The 18,164-nt window shown below is 47.9% G+C and carries 15 protein-coding genes and 1 other annotated feature; of the genes, 12 read left to right on the forward strand and 3 right to left on the reverse strand.

Annotated features, from left to right (window positions below; genetic code table 11):
• Positions 1-146 precede the first annotated feature (146 nt).
• Together ACKTSF_RS03970 and ACKTSF_RS03975 are read left to right on the forward strand one after the other, a co-directional pair.
• On the forward strand, positions 147-662 hold the full coding sequence (locus ACKTSF_RS03970) for a Panacea domain-containing protein (RefSeq protein ID WP_407886828.1): 516 nt from the start codon (positions 147-149) through the stop codon (positions 660-662).
• A 155-nt stretch (positions 663-817) separates the two neighbouring features.
• Positions 818-1,297: a Panacea domain-containing protein gene (locus tag ACKTSF_RS03975; protein ID WP_407886830.1), complete on the forward strand. Its 480-nt coding sequence runs from the start codon at positions 818-820 to the stop codon at positions 1,295-1,297.
• An 87-nt stretch (positions 1,298-1,384) separates the two neighbouring features.
• On the opposite strand, the gene asnA is transcribed toward ACKTSF_RS03975, so the two are convergent.
• The gene (asnA, locus tag ACKTSF_RS03980) at positions 1,385-2,392 is read right to left on the reverse strand and encodes an aspartate--ammonia ligase (protein ID WP_407886832.1); all 1,008 of its coding nucleotides are present in this window, start codon (positions 2,390-2,392) and stop codon (positions 1,385-1,387) included.
• A gap of 63 nt (positions 2,393-2,455) precedes the next feature.
• Positions 2,456-2,706: a binding site (T-box leader), on the reverse strand.
• Positions 2,707-2,851: 145 nt separating this feature from the next.
• Between asnA and ACKTSF_RS03985 the strand changes: the two genes are divergently transcribed.
• The 3 genes from ACKTSF_RS03985 (at position 2,852) to ACKTSF_RS03995 (ending at position 5,919) form a co-directional block, all read left to right on the forward strand.
• Positions 2,852-3,010: a hypothetical protein gene (locus ACKTSF_RS03985; protein WP_407886834.1), complete on the forward strand. Its 159-nt coding sequence runs from the start codon at positions 2,852-2,854 to the stop codon at positions 3,008-3,010.
• A 221-nt stretch (positions 3,011-3,231) separates the two neighbouring features.
• Positions 3,232-4,650, forward strand: coding sequence for an APC family permease (locus tag ACKTSF_RS03990; RefSeq protein WP_407886836.1), 1,419 nt, complete (start codon positions 3,232-3,234; stop codon positions 4,648-4,650).
• Positions 4,651-4,854: 204 nt separating this feature from the next.
• Complete coding sequence (locus ACKTSF_RS03995; protein WP_407886937.1) at positions 4,855-5,919, forward strand: LCP family protein; 1,065 nt, start codon at positions 4,855-4,857, stop codon at positions 5,917-5,919.
• 65 nt (positions 5,920-5,984) lie between these two features.
• Here the strand turns inward: ACKTSF_RS03995 and ACKTSF_RS04000 are convergent, their stop codons facing one another.
• Complete coding sequence (locus tag ACKTSF_RS04000) at positions 5,985-6,929, reverse strand: NAD(P)-dependent oxidoreductase (protein WP_407886838.1); 945 nt, start codon at positions 6,927-6,929, stop codon at positions 5,985-5,987.
• Positions 6,930-7,216: 287 nt separating this feature from the next.
• Between ACKTSF_RS04000 and ACKTSF_RS04005 the strand changes: the two genes are divergently transcribed.
• From ACKTSF_RS04005 to cydC, 4 genes are all read left to right on the forward strand, one after another.
• Positions 7,217-8,671: a cytochrome ubiquinol oxidase subunit I gene (locus tag ACKTSF_RS04005; protein ID WP_407886840.1), complete on the forward strand. Its 1,455-nt coding sequence runs from the start codon at positions 7,217-7,219 to the stop codon at positions 8,669-8,671.
• Complete coding sequence (gene cydB / locus ACKTSF_RS04010; protein WP_407886842.1) at positions 8,664-9,674, forward strand: cytochrome d ubiquinol oxidase subunit II; 1,011 nt, start codon at positions 8,664-8,666, stop codon at positions 9,672-9,674. The genes ACKTSF_RS04005 and cydB overlap by 8 nt, the downstream gene beginning before the upstream one ends.
• Before the next feature lie 180 nt (positions 9,675-9,854).
• On the forward strand, positions 9,855-11,591 hold the full coding sequence (cydD, locus tag ACKTSF_RS04015; protein WP_407886844.1) for a thiol reductant ABC exporter subunit CydD: 1,737 nt from the start codon (positions 9,855-9,857) through the stop codon (positions 11,589-11,591).
• Positions 11,588-13,324, forward strand: coding sequence for a thiol reductant ABC exporter subunit CydC (gene cydC, locus ACKTSF_RS04020; RefSeq protein WP_407886846.1), 1,737 nt, complete (start codon positions 11,588-11,590; stop codon positions 13,322-13,324). The genes cydD and cydC overlap by 4 nt, the downstream gene beginning before the upstream one ends.
• A gap of 610 nt (positions 13,325-13,934) precedes the next feature.
• Here the strand turns inward: cydC and ACKTSF_RS04025 are convergent.
• Complete coding sequence (locus ACKTSF_RS04025; protein WP_407886848.1) at positions 13,935-14,912, reverse strand: polyprenyl synthetase family protein; 978 nt, start codon at positions 14,910-14,912, stop codon at positions 13,935-13,937.
• Between the two features lie 105 nt (positions 14,913-15,017).
• Between ACKTSF_RS04025 and ACKTSF_RS04030 the strand changes: the two genes are divergently transcribed.
• From ACKTSF_RS04030 to ACKTSF_RS04040, 3 genes are all read left to right on the forward strand, one after another.
• Positions 15,018-15,926, forward strand: a complete 909-nt coding sequence (locus ACKTSF_RS04030) for a 1,4-dihydroxy-2-naphthoate polyprenyltransferase (protein WP_407886850.1) — start codon at positions 15,018-15,020, stop codon at positions 15,924-15,926.
• 147 nt (positions 15,927-16,073) lie between these two features.
• Positions 16,074-16,649 (forward strand): xanthine phosphoribosyltransferase, encoded by a 576-nt coding sequence (locus ACKTSF_RS04035; protein WP_407886852.1) that lies wholly within the window; start codon positions 16,074-16,076, stop codon positions 16,647-16,649.
• Between the two features lie 107 nt (positions 16,650-16,756).
• Positions 16,757-17,929, forward strand: coding sequence for an ATP-grasp domain-containing protein (locus tag ACKTSF_RS04040; RefSeq protein ID WP_407886854.1), 1,173 nt, complete (start codon positions 16,757-16,759; stop codon positions 17,927-17,929).
• Positions 17,930-18,164 lie beyond the last annotated feature (235 nt).

Below are 18,164 nucleotides of genomic sequence, written 5' to 3' on the forward strand. Positions count from 1 at the left end.
TGGGCACTTGTCGGACTGATGGGTGCCTTATTTGTGCAGTGGCTGGATCACTAAATGGGTGGGTACGATTGTGATTGAATTTCTGCGGACTGCTTGGTATGGTTAGACCACTAGAAGTTAACTGACAAAAGGGGACGGGGTAGCTCATGAAAGTTAGACGGATGGTCAATTGGTTGCGGGTACAGAGCGAGACACAGATGGGGATGTATGGCGCCGAAGAGTTAACGCAGTGGAAGGCAATGGCTCTGCTTTATTATATCCAGGGAACGTATTTGGCGCTCTATGGTGTGCCAGCGTTTAAAGATGACATTGTGATTGAAAAAAATGGGCCAGTTATTGCGGCGGTGCGTCACAAGTACGGCGATCAGATCTGTATTGTTGGTAAACTGGGGAAGAAAGCCTGGGCCGACGATCATCATCTTGAGGACCACCATCCCCAAATATTAGATGTGTTGCATGCTGTCTGGATGGCGTATGGCGACATGTCGACAATTGAGCTTCGTCAACAGATGCTGCAAGAGCGTCCCTGTCAGGAGACACAAATAGGTCAGGTAGTTGACTTGGATGTCCTGACGGCGTACTTTCAGACGGATATTGTGGTACTCCCAGAGGAAATACAGAATGACCCAGCAGTGGATGCGGTACATATGGAGACAGTGTAAGAGAAAAATTGTGCATCAACAGTTGTCCAGCTGTGATATAGCTCATAGGGTACGTACGATTTGGGTTGTGTCTGGCGGCTGACCTTGTTATCATGAGGCTAAGGCAGAATTGAGTAGACTGAGTTGACAGGAAGACTTTCCAAGGAGGGTCCGAAGTGAACAACGATATCGATCAAATGGTCAATTGGTTTCGGGTCAGGAGCAACCAACAGATGCAAGAACTGGATGCTGACGAGTTGAGTCGGGCGAAGGTGTCGCAGTTACTGTATTACGTACAGGGTATCTGCGTGGTTGTCTATGGCATCAATGCGTTTACCGATGATCTGGTTGCAGGTGAACACGGTGTTATGATTCCCGCGGTTGAACGCCAATATGCTGGTGAGACTGGCATTGTTGGTTACATCTCGTCTGAGGATCAGGCAGACTATGACTACTTAGCATCCATTCAGCAGTTTCAGGCCATCTTAGCGTGCGTCTGGCAGACCTTTGGGCACCTGTCAGCTATTGACTTGATGGAGATGGTGCAATGCGATCAACCGTGGGCCGAGACGCTTCCGGGAGAGCCCATTTCCACGGAACTGATGGAAGATTACTTCAAAGATAAGGTTATTGCTAAAATCAAAACAGACAATTAAATAAATGGTACAAAAAGCGTCATTCGTCAGCACCGAGGATTTCCCCCAGGCTAACGAATGACGCTTTCCTACTATACTAATCTATTTTTATAATAAGTGAATGTTGGCAGCTTCACACTGGTCGATCATGGCTTGTGGCCAGATGGACGTTTGGACTTCACCAACGTGAGCTTTTCCTAGCAGCAACATGCACAGCCGAGATTGGCCGATCCCGCCACCAATGGTATAGGGGAGTTCTTCGTTCATAATCATTTTGTGGTAGGGCAGGCTCAGACGGTCTTCTGCGTGAGCAATTTTTAATTGCTTTTGCATAGAGGCGGCGTCAACCCGGACACCCATACTGGAGATTTCAATGGCTTGTTGCAGGGGTTCGTACCAGAACATGATGTCTCCGTTTAATTCCCAATCGTCGTAGTCGGGAGCTCGGCCATCATGACGTTTGCCGCTCTTCAAAGCGCCACCGATCTTCATTAAGAAGACGCAGCCCCATTTCTTGCTGATGGCATTTTCGCGTTCCCGTGGGGTCATTTCAGGGTACATATCTTCCAATTCTTGTGTCGTAATGAAGTGGATTTCATCTGGTAAACGGTGAACGGCTTGTGGGAACTTGTACCAAACTTCGTGTTCCATGTGTTTGATTACTTTGAAAATGGTGCGGACCGTGGACTTCAAGGTATCAATTGTCCGTTCATCTTTAGCGATAACCTTTTCCCAGTCCCATTGGTCGACGTAAGCGGAGTGGAAGTTATCCAGGTCTTCGTCTTTCCGGATAGCGTTCATGTTGGTGTAGAGGCCTTCGTGCATCTGAAAGCCGTTCTTCTTTAAAGCCACCCGCTTCCACTTAGCGAGGGAGTGGACGATTTCAATCTGAGAATCGCCCATGTCAGCCATTGTGAAGGAGACAGGTTTTTCAACGCCGTTTAAGTTATCGTTCAATCCTGTGGATTTCTCGACGAACATCGGTGCTGTTAACCGAGAGAGGTTGAGCTGTTTCCCGAATTCATCTTGGAAAGTTTCACGGATGTAGCGAATAGCCTCTTGGGTTTCTTTGATGGATAATTTTGGATCGTATGATTTTGGAATAATTAAATGCATAAGCGATTCTCCTTTGGGTTTAAGTTGAGATAAAATAAAAAAGTTTTTCCATCCCTTGTGTAATCAAGGGACGAAAAAACTTTTCGCGGTACCACCCAAGTTGCCCACTCTAGAAATGGGCCAGCTCAATTAGAGTACAAACATACTCTACCGATGGTAACGTACCGGTTAACGGCTAACCCTACTGTGACTGTGTCATTCAGGTAGCAACTAAGAAAGTGTTATTCCGAGTAATCAGGTACTGATTGGGTTTTCACTAAGCCCCAACTCACTGACAGGCTGACTAAACATACTTGTCTTTCCTACGTCTTTTTATCTTATGGGATTAATCCTAGCACCTTTTTTGGATTTGTAAACAAGAAAATTAAAATCTGACGAGAACTTTTGCCAGAAAGTTAACGCTAAAACCGCGGTAGACTCGGCATACGCGGTCGTTAAACTTTTTTTAGAATTTGCGAATTGGCAAGAGGCAAGGCGGATGATGGCAAGACGCTGGCAGCCAGCTGGCTTGCCATCATCCGCCTTGGGACTTTCAACTCTGTGATTTCTTCAAGTGACGACGTAAACAAGGCGATCAGGACAATTCATGATGCTTATTATTTGCCGTTTTTTGAATAGATCATTTAGGTGTAAAGATTTTCAGTTTATGGTGTTTCTTAAATCTCATCGTTACCCATAGTGGCGGTGCACAATTTCTGTTTAGCCATTAGTTGAGCAAACAAATCCCGGTAGAATACGTTTTCACACCAGTTTGACCTTGACATTCCTCCTAATCAAAATTAGAATATAATAATTAGTCTTATCAAATTCTCATTATATGGGTGGAAGGAGGAGTCGCAATGGCAAAGCAGCCACTACAACTTTTTATTAAGAAACAGGTGCAGACTGACTTATACAAGAAAACGGGGTTGGAGAAGACCTTAACGGCTTTCAGCCTGACCACCATGGGAATCGGTGCCATTGTGGGTTCTGGGATCTTTATCACGCCCGGTCTGATTGCGGCTAATTACACAGGACCGAGTGTCATGCTGTCGTACGTGATTGCCGTGATCGTCTGTGCGATGGCGGCACTGTGTTATTCCGAGTTCTCTTCCACGATTCCCTTAGCTGGAAGTGCCTATACCTATGTCTACGCCGTGTTTGGTGAATTCGTGGCGTGGATTCTGGGATGGGCATTGATCTCTGAGTATCTCTTCGCCGTGTCTTCGGTGGCCGTCAGCTGGTCGTCGTATTTTCAGAACTTAATGGGCGGCTTTGGTATTAAACTACCGACGTTTCTCCAAGCTGCAGCAGGTACCGCTGGCGTCAAGGGTGGTGGTATCGATATCGTCGCCTTATTGATCACGATGTTAGTGGCGGCACTCCTCTCAAAAGGCATTCGAGAGTCCGCACGCATCAACAACATTATGGTGATCGTTAAAATTTTAGTCATTCTCTTATTCATTGCTATTGCTATTTTCTACGTCAAGCCTTCAAACTACCGACCATTCTTACCATTCGGCACACATGGTGTCTTCAAGGGGGCCGCGGTGGCATTCTATGCTTACATTGGGTTCGATGCCGTATCGACCGCTAGCGAGGAAGTTAAGAATCCCAAACGTAACATGCCCATCGGGATCATCTCGTCTCTATTGGTTGCCGCAGTGCTCTATATTAGCCTGTCTGCTGTTTTGGTTGGGGTTGTTCACTACACCAAACTCGGTGTGGCTGATCCCGTGGCCTTCGCGCTCAACCTGATTCATCAGGACTGGGCGGCCGGTGTAATTTCCTTTGGGGCCATCGTTGGGATGACGACCGTGTTGATCGTCATGTCTTACGGGGGCACGCGGCTGTTGTTTGCCATTAGCCGCGATGGCTTATTGCCAGAGTCATTGAAGAAATTAAATCCTAAGACGCACGTTCCTGTGGCCAATACGTGGATTTTTGGGATCGTTGCCAGTGTTTTTGCGGCATTTATTCCCATTGATAAAATTGCCGAGTTGGTCAATATTGGGACACTCTCAGCGTTCGCGATGGTCTCGCTAGGAATTGTCTTCTTGCGACACGATGAACGTTTCAAGGACATGGATACGTCATTTAAGGTGCCGTGGTATCCGATTCTACCGATTGTGTCTTTCCTAGCCTGTGTCTACCTGATGACGCAGTTACAGCCATTTACCTGGGAAGCCTTTGGTATCTGGGTTGTCCTTGGACTCATCGTTTACGTGAGCTACGGTTATCACCACAGCCGGGTTCGGCGTGAGATAGCCGCGGACTAACGGTGAGCGAGCAGCTAAACAGAACTGAGATCAAACATCGAAGCTTTGCTGCAGAGACGGCAAGGCTTTGTTTTTTATTAAGAATGTTATGAACTCAGGAAGTGTTAAGGAAAGCCCCCTATAATGGACAAGTCAGTTAATACGAGAATAATTTAACCCCATCCGGTAAGCTAACGGGTGGATGGAAGGGTGGTCAACACAACCATGGAACCGCGACTGAGACCAAGAAGAAAGCGTCATCCCATTCGAAACATCATCATTATCCTGATTCTAGCTTTACTAGCAGGTGGAACAGCCTACGGGATGCATAAGTACCAAAGTTTAAAGAACACTGTGAAGAGCTCTTACAAGGCGTCTGGGGTGAAGAAGCTACGGAATGTTGATGAGCAGCTGTCCGCGAAGAAGCCAATTTCGATTCTCCTGATGGGGACCGATACTGGAGCCCTGGGAAGAACATTTGCTGGGCGGACGGATAGTATGATGGTTGTGACCATCAATCCGAAGACGGACAAGACAACGATTACTAGTATTCCGCGGGATACGGCCGTGACTATTCCAGGTTATGAGGATTACGGCGTGGCTAAGATTAACGCGGCATACGCGTACGGTAAATCCAAGACGGCCATCACGACCGTTCAACAGATGCTGAATGTGCCAATCGACTTCTATGCCATCATCAACATGGGTGGGATGGAAAAGATTATCAACGAAGTCGGCGGGGTCACGTTGACCCCAACGCTGAGCTTCAGTTATGGCGGGTATACCTTTAAGAAGGGCGTCAAGACGCATATGAACGGGAAGAAAGCCTTAGCTTACTCCCGGATGCGTGATGATGATCCGAAGGGGGATTACGGACGACAAACGCGGCAACGGAAGGTCATCATGGCCTTGCTGAAGAAGTCCGGCTCCGTTAGCACATTACTCAACGAGAAGTTTATTAGTTCACTGACGAAGCAAACCCAGACGGATCTGACGTTCAACGATTTGACGGCCTTAGCCACGAACTATCTGTCGGCGACAAAGCATATTAAGACGACCCATCTACAAGGGACGAGTGAGACCATTAACAGCCAGAGTATGGAAGTGGCCTCAAAAACCGAACTTCAACGGGTGACAAATTATATTCGCAACGGCTTGAGTCTTGAATATAAAAAGACCGGAACAATTGCCAACATGGATACGGCAACAACCACGACGACCAGTACGGATACGACTGGCAGTAATGGGGATGCTGGTAGTTCTAACGGCGGACCCGGTGGCGGGTATTAAATTAAAACTTAAAAAAATGGACACCAAGGCAATCTCCTTGGTGTCCATTTTTGTGATCTAAAGGTTTAGTACCCCAAACCCACATTCGTCAAGTTAACCGCTAAGCTACCATCAGCTAGCCAACTTGTTAGGTTCTTCTCGAAAATATCCAGAATTGGTTTCGTGTTTTCCTTAGCAAATCCTGTTTGGTGCGGCGTAACCAACACATTCGGATAGTCCCACAGCCGAGAATCCTTGGCTAGGGGTTCTGTCTCGAACACGTCCAGTGCCGCGTGCAATACATTTTGGTAAAGGAGAGCGTTCATCAAGGCCTGTTGATCGACCGATTTGCCACGGCCCACGTTGACGAAAATGTTGAGGCCATCCAATTGTTTGAAGAAACTATCGTCGAAGTAGTGGACGGTCGTGCTGGTAGCTGGCATGGCATTGATGACCACGTCCGCATCCTTCAACAGGGGGCTATCGTTATCTAAGCTAACCGTTTTTGCAAAGCCGTCTACTGGGTGACCCGAACGGTTGACCCCACAAGGGTAATTGCCAAAACCATTCAGTAATTTGGCAATGGCTTGGCCAATACTCCCGGTACCATAGATAACGACCTTCTGACTTGCCAACATGCTCAAATCATCCCGTGCAGGCACCTGCCAGAAATGGCCGGCCTGATTTTTCACGGCTTCATTGAAGCCCCGCACGAAATACAACAGATAACCCAACGTTGATTCCGCAATCGCCGGTGAGTAGACGCCACTGGCATTGGTTACCTGAACATCATGGGCCTTGATCCAGTCCAACGGCAAGTAGTCGATTCCGGCGCTAACCGTTTGAATCCATTTGACCTGGTTATTTGGTGCCATCAATGCTGCTGGACCAACCTTTTTGTCCCACCCAAAGATGATGGTGATGGGGGCTGATTCCCAATTCTCAGCGTCGACGACTTCGACACCAGTCTTTTCTAATTGCATCCGTTGTTCTGCTGCCAAGGGTTGTAAGGCAAGTACGCGTTCTGTCATGATGAAAAACCTCCTCATACCTATTACTTATCTATTATTTTAGCACGACTTTGTGTATTTTATCCGTTAAATTTGAAAGCGCATGCATAATTTCTTGTCGACAATGGCACACATTTTCAGATGTGTTACGAAAGTCAGCGAACAATTAACACACGAATTTCGAATATATACCATCATCTTTGGGGATATTAAGGCCCAACCATTGAAAATTCACTTATCACTAGATATAATGAACACAAGACAGCAATTATTTATTTACACTAATAACGTTTGGGGAGGTTAGAAAAATGCTAAATCTTGGTCTGGATATCCTAGGCCTAGCGCGGTTCCAATTTGGAATGACCACTGTCTTTCACTTCTTCTTCGTTCCATTTTCAATCGGGTTAGCCTTCGTGGTGGCAGTCATGGAAACCATGTATGCCATCAAGGGTGATGAGGACTACAAGAAGATGGCACAGTTCTGGGGCAAAATGTTCCTCTACAGTTTCGCCGTCGGTGTAGTTACCGGTATCATCCAAGAGTTCCAATTCGGGATGAACTGGTCCGAATACTCTCGGTTCATGGGGGACATCTTCGGTGCACCATTGGCCATTGAAGCCCTGGCTGCATTCTTCTTGGAATCCACGTTCATTGGGATGTGGATGTTTACTTGGGACCGTTTCAATAAATGGGTCCACACGCTCTTTATTTGGTTAGTCATGTTTGGGTCTTCACTATCTGCATTATGGATTTTGGCGGCCAACAGTTTCATGCAAAATCCTCTGGGTTACATCATCAACCAAAAGACTGGTCACGTTCAAATGGTCAGCTTTGGTAAAGTGATTGGGAATCCGCAGCTGTGGAATGAGTTCCCGCACGTTATTTTCGGGGCTTTTGTAACCGCTGCCTTTGTCATTGCTGGGTGCTGTGCTTGGCGTTTACTTAAGAAAGACCACGTGGACTTCTATCGGAAGTCATTAAACGTTGCCTTGGTTATCGGTTTAATCTTCTCTCTGGGGTCCATCGCAACTGGGGACCTGCAGAGTCGTTACCTGATCAACAACCAGCCCATGAAGTTCGCTGCCATGGAAGGGCTCTACAAGAACTCAACCAACAAGGGTGAATGGGCAGCTGTCTCTGGTTTCAATACGAAGCAACATAAGACGACCTGGTCCGTCGATGTACCTTACGTTCTGAACTTATTGAGTTATCACAAGACGACCGGGACCGTTAAAGGCATGAATCAAGTCAATAAAGATATGCACGCGAAGTACGATAAGAAGTTTGGGAGCGACATGAATTACTACGTCCCAACCAAGACGCTGTTCTGGAGCTTCCGAATTATGTCAGGTGCTGGGGCCCTGTTTGCCTTACTCGCCATCGTGGGCTTAATCTTTAACCGTAAGCGGTCGCAACTGATTATGAAGCAACGCTGGTTCCTCTACATTATGGGACTGTGCTTGTGGTTACCATTTGTTGTAAACACCGCTGGTTGGTTTATTACTGAATTTGGGCGTTACCCTTGGATCGTCTATGGTCTATTGACCATTGCCGATGCGGTTTCGCCAAATGTATCTGTTGCCTCATTGCTGACAACGAACATCGTATACTTTGCCATGTTTGCCATCATGGGGCTCATCATGATTATCCTCTGCCACCGGACGTTAAAGGCTGGGCCGGATGCCGAGAATACCGATGGTTACTCAGCCGGTGATACGAAAGAGTTAGATCCTTACTCGAAGGGGGCGTTCAACCATGACTAGCCTGCAGTTTGTATGGTTCATTCTAATTGGCGTGTTGTTTAGTGGTTTCTTCTTCCTTGAAGGGTTCGACTTCGGTGTCGGGATGTTAGTGAAGAGTTTCGCCAAAGACAGTGACGAACGGGACGTGGTCATCAAGACCATCGGCCCGCACTGGGACGGCAACGAAGTTTGGCTGATTACTGCTGGTGGGGCGATGTTCGCGTCCTTCCCAATGTGGTATGCCACCTTATTCTCTGGTTTCTACCTGATTTTATTCCTGATTCTAGCTGCCCTGATTTTCCGGGGCGTTTCCTTCGAGTTCCGGGCGAATATGAAAACGGATACTTGGCGGAGCTTCTGGGAATGGGCATCGACTATCGGTAGCTTCTGTGCAGCCTTCCTCTTTGGGATGCTGTTTACGGCGATGATTGCCGGGATGCCGATCGATAAAAATGGGGACATGACCGCCCACTTTGGTGATTACGTCAACCTGTTCTCCCTCGTTGGTGGGGTTGCTGTGACCGTCTTGAGTCTGGTTCATGGCTTGAACTTCATTCGGCTGAAGACCTCTGGCGGATTGCGGGACCGGGCCTTGGCTTGGAATAAGATTCTTTACCCAGTATTGTTTGCCGGGGAAGTACTCTTCGCCGTTCTACTGTTCTTCTCCACCGACTTCTTCGATAAGAAGCCAATGACCACGACGGCCATTGTGGTTGCACTGGTGATCTTCACCGCCTTGGCATACTGGGGTGTTCTGGGGAACCACGAGTGGCTGTCCTTCATTGGGAGTGGGTTATCGCTGATTAGTGTGGTTGTTCTGATCTTCAATGGGCTATTCCCACGGGTCATGATTGCCAATAATCCAGCCAATTCATTACTGATCAAGAATTCTTCAAATTCACCTTACACGCTTCACCTGATGACGATTCTCACGTTCAGTATCCTGCCGATCGTGCTGATCTACTTCATCTGGAGTTACTGGGTCTTCTACAAGCGCTTGGCTTCACCAAAGCAGAGTGCCTAGCTTAAATTAGCGCAATTGGGGATGTCGTCTTCGGGCGGCGTCCTTTTTGATTGGATGCGGCCATCGGTAGTCGTGCAAAGTGGTAGAAGATGGCACAAGTCAGCGATGTAAGCGCTCGAAATGTGGCGGTGAAAGCTGTATCATAGCAATGAGACTTACTTGTTTAGAGGGGGCGTTATTTTGATCGATCAACGTGTTTTTAAATTTCCAGGCGTCAAGCCAGCCGCAGCAGTCATGGCTGTCCTGACGTTTATTCAGGCCTTCATGATTATCTTTCAGGCCCGCTACCTGTCGATTGCCATCGTTAATCTGTGGCATATGAAATCCGTGCGCACCATTGTGGCACCGCTGGCACTGTTTGCCGTGGCTTTTCTCGCTCGCCATCTTCTAACGTTGGCACAGAACTGGCTTCTATATCCGTTCGTAGAGAAAACGACGAAGACCTTGCGGAAGCAATTTATGGCTAAACTGTTTGATTTGGGACCCAGTGTCGTTGCGCAGAAGGGGACCGGGAACGTGGTCACCATGGGTCTTGAGGGTATCGATAAGATTCAGACGTATTTGATGCTGATTATCGGCAAGGTATTAGACTTGTCTTTGACGCCGTGGATCGTCTTGATTTACATAGCCTTTATCCAGTGGAAAGAGGCGCTGTTCCTGTTAGCCATTTACCCGTTGATCATCTTCTTCATGATTATTCTGGGGTTAGCAGCACAGGCTAAAGCCGACCGGCAGTATGCGGGCTACCAACGGTTGTCTAACCATTTCGTCGATACTCTGCGTGGGTTACCGACGTTGAAGCAACTGGGTCTGAATAAGACTTATGCCAACAATGTCTATCAAGTGAGTGAAGACTATCGAAAAAAGACCATGTCGACTCTGACCATTGCGATGACCTCAACGTTTGCACTCGATTTCTTTACGACCTTGTCCATTGCTATTATCGCCGTGTTCTTGGGATTTGGTTTGATGAATGGTTCGATTCAGTTGTTGCCGGCCTTAATTATTTTGACCCTAGCGCCGGATTATTTTGCCCCCATTCGCAACTTTGCGAACGATTACCATGCCACGTTAAACGGGAAGAATGCGCTGACGTCGGTTTTGGATGTTTTACAACGTGAGACACCAACTGATCGGGATTTGTTACCCGCACGTGATCCCGTTTGGCAGGCGGATGATACGATTAAATTTGATCACGTCAACGTCAGTTATGGGACCACTGACAAGCCAACGCTGAAGGCTATTAATTTTGAGGTTCATGGCTTTCAAAAGGTGGGGATCATTGGGGCTTCTGGTTCCGGGAAATCTACGTTGATCAACACGCTGGGCGGTTTTTTGAGCCCGGATGATGGGCAAATCAACGTGCGCGGAACAGCCGTCCCACATCTCGATCAGCAGGCTTGGCAACACAGTTTCGTCTACATTCCTCAGGCGCCATATCTCTTTCATGCTAGCTTGCGGGATAATCTCGCCTTCTATGCGCCTGCTGCGAGTGACGCGGCGGTTACTGCGGCTGCGGCGAAGGCTGGATTGACCGATTGGATTGACACACTACCAAGTGGGTTAGATACGCCAATTGGAGAGGGTGCGCGGGGCGTTAGTGGGGGACAGGCGCAACGAATCGCGTTGGCGCGGGCCTTCCTAGATGACTCGCGGCGGATTCTTCTGTTTGACGAACCGACAGCACATTTGGATATTGAGACAGAAGTTGAGTTGAAACAGACGATGCTGCCAGTCTTCAATAACCATCTGGTCTTCTTCGCAACGCACCGGTTACATTGGATGAATGAAATGGATTATATCTTGGTTATGGATCACGGTGAGATCGTCCAACAGGGGACGCCCGCTGAACTCCAGAAACAGGGTGGCGCGTACGTTCGGTTGCGATCTGAAATGGAAGGGGCGACGGTCAAATGAAGGGATTCTTTGCGACATTTAAAAATGATCACTGGGTCATGCCATATCTCCGTCGCTATAAGAAGCTGCTGGTATTGGTCCTGTTCCTAGGGTTTATGACGTTCTTCTGTGGGGGCGCGTTGATGTTCAACTCCGGCTATCTGATTAGCCGAGCTGCCACTCATCCCTACAATATTTTGATGATCTACGTGCCTATCGTTCTCGCACGGGCCTTTGGTATCGGTCGGCCGGCCTTTCGTTATGCGGAACGGTTGACCAGCCATAACTGGGTGCTGCGTATCGTCTCTGACTTTCGGAAACGACTGTATGAGGCCGTTGAGAAGCAGGCGGTCGCAATTCGTCAGACGCATCAGACCGGGGATGTCTTAAGCATTTTGGCTGAGGACATTGACCACATTGAGAACCTGTATTTGCGGACAGTATTCCCCTTGGTCATTGGTTGGCTGCTCTACGCATTCGTCGTGATCGGTATTGGCTATTTCAACTGGGCCTTTGGGCTATTGATGCTAATATTGCTGGGCGTCATCGTCATCGTGATGCCATTGCTTTCGGTGGCCGTCAATGGTCGGCGAGAGTTCCAAGCGCGGCAGGTGCAACGAACCTTTTACACCCAATTGACTGATGCTGTATTGGGTTTGGGTGATTGGCTGATTTCGGGTCGGCGGCATGATTTCCTTGCGCAACAAGATGCGCCTATCGATAAGATTGCGACGTTGCGACGGGCCGACCACCATTTCCAGTGGTGGCGTAACTTTGCCATTCAGTTTATCTTTGGTGCGGCGGTCATTCTACTGGTGTGGTGGGCTGGCGTCATGTTTACACACAATCAAGCGGAAGCCAACTGGGTCGCTGCCTTCGGATTGGCGCTGTTCCCAACGGTGGAACCCTTTGCCGATATGAGTCAGGGGGTCAGCGAGTGGCCAGTCTATCAGGATTCCATCAAGCGGGTTAACGCGTTGGATGAAAATGAACCGGAACAGGTTGCCCAGACGACGATTGGCGATTTAACCGAACTAAAGCTGGATCACGTTAAATTTACCTATCCCGGAGCAGCTCGTGAGGTCATTGACGATTTATCAATAACGTTACATCCCGGTGAAAAGCTTGCCTTGTTGGGACCAAGTGGAACCGGGAAGAGCACGCTACTGAAGCTGATGTTGGGTGATGAAACACCGACGAGCGGCCAGGTGACATTGAATGGCGAACCCATCGCTCGCTTACAGGATCAGCGCGCCCAGCTGTTTGGGGTGCTTGACCAACAGCCATACCTATTTAACACGACAGTTATGAACAATGTGCGGTTAGGGAACCTCAATGCGTCCGATGAGGAGGTCATGGCGGCGGTTAAGGCCGTTGAGTTGGATGACCTGATCACGCGTTTGCCCGCCGGCTATCAGACGCAGGTACAGGAGGCTGGAAGTCGTTTCTCCGGTGGGGAACGACAACGGCTGTCTCTGGCACGGATCCTGTTGCAGGATGCGCCAATTATTATCTTGGATGAACCCACCGTCAGCCTGGATCCCATCACCGAGCAACATTTGTTGGATACGGTGTTTGATGTGCTTCATGACAAGACAATCATTTGGGTGACACACCATTTGGCGGGAATCAATCACGTCGATCAAGTTCGCTTCATTGAGGGCGGCCACTTCGATATGCAGGGGACCCCGGCGGAACTGTATCGGGACAATCCACGATTCCAGTCGCTGTATGACTTGGACCGCGGTCGTTAAAAATCGTATTTTGAGATTGGAAGGAATCGTTGCAAAGACGATTCTTTTTATTTTCAAAAAAATCCTCTGGTGGGTTGTCCAGAGGATTCTATGCTGCCTGTGAAACGTGGAACGAGTCCAGCGTTTTGTATGGCCCCATAGGGATCGTTGTCTATGGGATGTGTTGGGTGTGTGTTTGTATCTGACGGAGCAAAGGAAACGTTTTTCTATGCTAGAAAGTGGATGATGTCACTGCTTGTTGGTTGTGTGAAAACTTGCGATAACTTGGTTGGCGAGTCTTGATATTGAAATACTGAGAGCGAACATTGTGTGGTACTTGCTGGGCTCAACTGTCATGATACGGAAAGGTCGGTCTATTCGCAAGGGAATCGCTCAGTAATCGTAGCCACCCTTTAAGTAGTTAAAATGCCTGATAGTATGGTTCGCGAACCGCGTTATTTCAGCACTGAATCGCTAGCTGATATCTAAAAAGCCACTAACAATTATGTCAGTGACTTTGCGAGTATTTGTCTAATTTGATAGCGAAATAATTGGAACTGCGGGCAACTAAGGGACTCGGTACGATTCTCCTAGTTTCTCGATCAGACTCCTGTATAGTGGACATTATCAACTAGTGATCTCGACGGAGTAGCATTCCCGTCAATTGGGTCAAATCGGTCTTCGCCTGACCTGCTGGCAAACGATCGATTAAGGCCAAGGCCTTGTCGGTTAATTCTGTGGCGAGCTGTCGAGCCGCGTCGACACCATTGTGCTGGGTTACAAGCGCCTGAACACGGTCAATATCAGCTGTTGACATGTTTTGTTTCTTCTTCAGTAGGTGGTGAAAGTCGCGTGGTGCCTGGGGAATTGCCAGAATCAGTGGCAGTGAGTAAACTCCCGAACGTAGGTCCTCCAGCACCGGCTTGCGTGTCTTCTTAGGGTCGCCAGCGTAATCGAGAATGTCATCCAAAATCTGATAGGCGCTCCCAATGGTCAGCCCAATTTCACGGGCGATATCGCTGACGATGGCCGGAGCCCCCGCTAATTTAGCGCCCTGATAGCAGCTTAGGGCAAAGAGTTCTGCCGTTTTACCAGCGATTTCCTTGAGGTAAGCATCCACGCTCACTTGCTCTTGGTAGTTCAGCGCCATCTGGCTGAGTTCACCCTGAAGGATCCGGTGCATGGCATCAATGTGGGTCTGCACCAGCGTACGATCGTCAGTGGATTTGAGCACCTGATTAAAGTAGGCGGTGAACATAAAGTCGCCAGCATAGATGGCATTACGTTGACCGTATTTCATCTGAATTGTGCGGACACCGCGACGAGTTGGGGATTCATCGATGACGTCATCGTGAATCAACGTCCCGACATGGAGAATCTCCAAAGCCGCGGCACCAGCTTGAAGCTGTGCTGGGGATGCGTTATCGCCAAATTCGGCGAATAAGTAAAAGTAGCCGGGACGTAAGAGTTTACCGCCGGCGTTGAGTAAAGCTAATATTTTGCTGTGGATGGGTTGGTTATCTAACTGGACCGCGGCTAACAAGTAGTCTTGTAGCGCGACGAGTTGCGGTTCCACCTGGGGAAATTGCCGCCAAAGTTGTCGATCCATACTGCACCTCACTATATGTACGTTAAAATTTATCTTACTGGCAAGTGGAAACGTTGTCAAATAAAGGTTATCATCTAATTAGAATTTATTTGCGGGAGGATTACGTTGACACTCAAAATCTTTTTTGAATTAGTCGAAATTAAAGCGAAAATTGCGTCCGTTTGGCCGTTTCTATTAGGCCTAATCTTTGTTCAGGCCAACTTCCATCAGTTAAACTGGGGGGTCACGGTGCTGTTCTTTATCGCCATGCTACTGTTCAACATGGCCGTTGATATCAATGATAACTATCAAGATTATACGAAGGCTGGCAATCAGGCCGCTGAGTGGAAAAAGAAGACCAACATCATCGGGGTTCAGCATCTCCACATCCATCGGGTGTTTGCCCTGATGGCTAGTTTTGCCGTCGTCGCAGGAATCATTGGGGTGTACTTGGTCTGGGTTACCGGTTGGCCGTTGCTGATTATGGGTGTGCTCTGTTTTCTAGTGGGTTACCTGTATGCCGGTGGCCCGCGCCCACTATCTGGTACCCCAACTGGCGAATTCTTCGCCGGCTTTACCATGGGTTATCTGATTATGTTAATTACCGTTTACTTGAACCTTTATCAGACAACACAATTTACGGGTGGACTCATGGCCCGAGTCTTACTGTCCTCAGGTGTTGCGGTTATGGCTATTGCTGCACTATTGTTAGCCAATAACATTTGTGACGCAAAGGAAGACCTTGACTTGGATCGCAAGACTATTGTCTATTATTTGGGCAAACAACGTTCCTTATGGCTATTTGCTGGGTTCTACATTGTCGGGTATTTGTCATTGATAGCGAGTGTCTTGATTGGTGATTTGCCAGTCTGGTCCCTGTTGTCCTTAATCAGTATCCCACTAATTTATCGAAATGTGGCGGCTTTTTTCCGAATTCAGGTTAAAAAGCAAACATTTATTTTAGCCGTTCGTAACTTGGCTATTCTAGCGTTGACCACGGTCTTAGCTGAGTTGCTTGGCTTATGGATTGGTTAAACCTTCTTAAATTTCGGCCACAGCCGTTGTGATTTTAAGGTTCAATCGGGTAAAATAGGTTTAAACGTGTCTCATTCGTGATTGTTTATACCTTAATTGACGATGCAGATGAGATACAAAGAAGAATTAAATGGAGGTCGCACTGTCATGAAACTTTTAGAAGATCGCATTCGCCAAGATGGAACCGTATTACCGGGAAACGTCCTCAAGGTCGATAATTTTTTGAATCACCAAGTGGATCCGCAATTAATGGATCAGTTGGGCGCCGAATTTTCCCGACGTTTTGCCGACGCAGGCATCACCAAAATTTTGACGGTGGAGTCTTCGGGAATTGCACCTGCAGTCATGACTGGGTTGCATCTGAATGTGCCCGTTATTTTTGCGCGTAAGCACAAGAGTCTCACATTGACGGACCACCTTTATACAGCGAAAGTATACTCATATACCAAACAGGTGACGAACGACATTTCAATTGATCGTCGCTTCCTCAGTTCTGAGGATCGTGTCCTGATCATCGACGATTTTCTAGCTAATGGTCAGGCTGTTCAGGGACTACTCGATATTGCTAAGACGGCACAGATCGAGGTTGCCGGTGTGGGTGTCGTGATTGAGAAACGGTTCCAAAAAGGTCACAAAATGGTCACGGATGCAGGTATTCAATTAGAAGCCTTGGCAAGTATCGCTGCCTTTGAGAATAACACGGTTACTTTTGCGGAAGATTAACTAAACACCTTGCTTGTTTATTCAGCACGCAAACTTTAGAATAAATAATGAAGTCTCATATTAAGTTTAGCAACTATCCAAATTCGAGTTAGAAAGTAGGGAGCAAATTGGCGAACACGGTCTTATATCCTGGAGATACTATTGGGGTGATCGGTAACAGTGCAAATGCCGCGATGTTAGTGACTACCGCCCGTAAAATGGGGTTACGTGTTGGTGCATACGGCGCTGACGAAACGAGTGAAGCATTACAATTGGCTGATTTTAAAGCAGTCGGCAGTACTAAAGATAGTGAGAAACTGCAACACTTTGCAGAGAGTTGTGCCGCAATCGTTTACGATTCTGACCGGGTCAGCACGAGTGTTGTGAAGTTCTTGGCCCAGTATACGCGGGTACCCCAGGGTTCGGACATGCTCGAAATGATGCAGGATCGGCTTCTGGAGCGAGCATTCTTTGAACAGTTGAACGTCAATATCGCGCCGTATGCCACGATTATCAACTTGGATGATGTCTATCAATCCATCAATTCAATTGGTTACCCGTGTGTCTTGAAGCCGATTCAAAAGGAATGGTCTCGGGGCCGCGAATTGGTCATTAAGACGCAGACGGATATTGCTAAGGCTGCCGGTCTTCTCGACTGGGGGACGTACATTTTGGAGTCTCAGGTTGCCTATGATCGCGAGTATTCCATTATCGTGGCCCGGGATCAAGACGGTAATGGTCAAGCCTTTCCAATTACGGAAACACAGTCAGTCGACGATCGTCCCGTGCGGACGTGGGTACCGGCACAGGTTGATGATGCCGTTGCTGGTGAAATTCAGCGGATAGCAACGGAAGTGACTAAACACGTCAATTACGTGGGCGTCTTCGAAGTGTCCTTCTATCTCACCAGTAGTGGTGCCATTTACGTTAAGAAGATTGTTCCTGCCCCAAGTGAGACCGGGTACGTTTTCGAGGCTGCAGCGAACTTGACGGAATTTGACCAACATCTGCGAGCAATTGCCGGCTTACCATTGGCGTCTGCACACATTTTAACGCCAGCTGTGACCGTAGCCTTTACGACGGCGCAACTGCCTGCGATGCGGACTCAGTGGCAACTGAAAGCCGACTGGCACTTTACGTTCTATCACTTGAAGCATCAAGAAGATGACGATGTCATGGGCCACATTGCTGTTCAAGGGGACAGTATTAAGCCAATTCTAGATCGATTGGATGACACGGGAATCTGGTCGGACGAGGCATCCGTCGCGCCCACAAGTGCGGCACCGGATGAACAAGACTAATTGATGAGTAAAATTTAACGTGAGACTGCATTGACCTGGATGTTAACGGTGCCAGGGAGATGCAGTTTTTGTTGTCTTCATTGGTTGACCACTAACTTTTATCCGGTTGATATTAGTTTCATAACTGAAGGTTAAAAGTTTCAAAACACTCATTATGACTGTTGTCACAACGATACTGGGCCTAAAATTAGGTAACGTTGTCCAAACATCGCCTTACCGGCCGGCAGATATGGGC

This window comes from Levilactobacillus muriae (assembly GCF_045862015.1).
Classification (GTDB): Bacteria; Bacillota; Bacilli; order Lactobacillales; family Lactobacillaceae; genus Levilactobacillus; species Levilactobacillus muriae.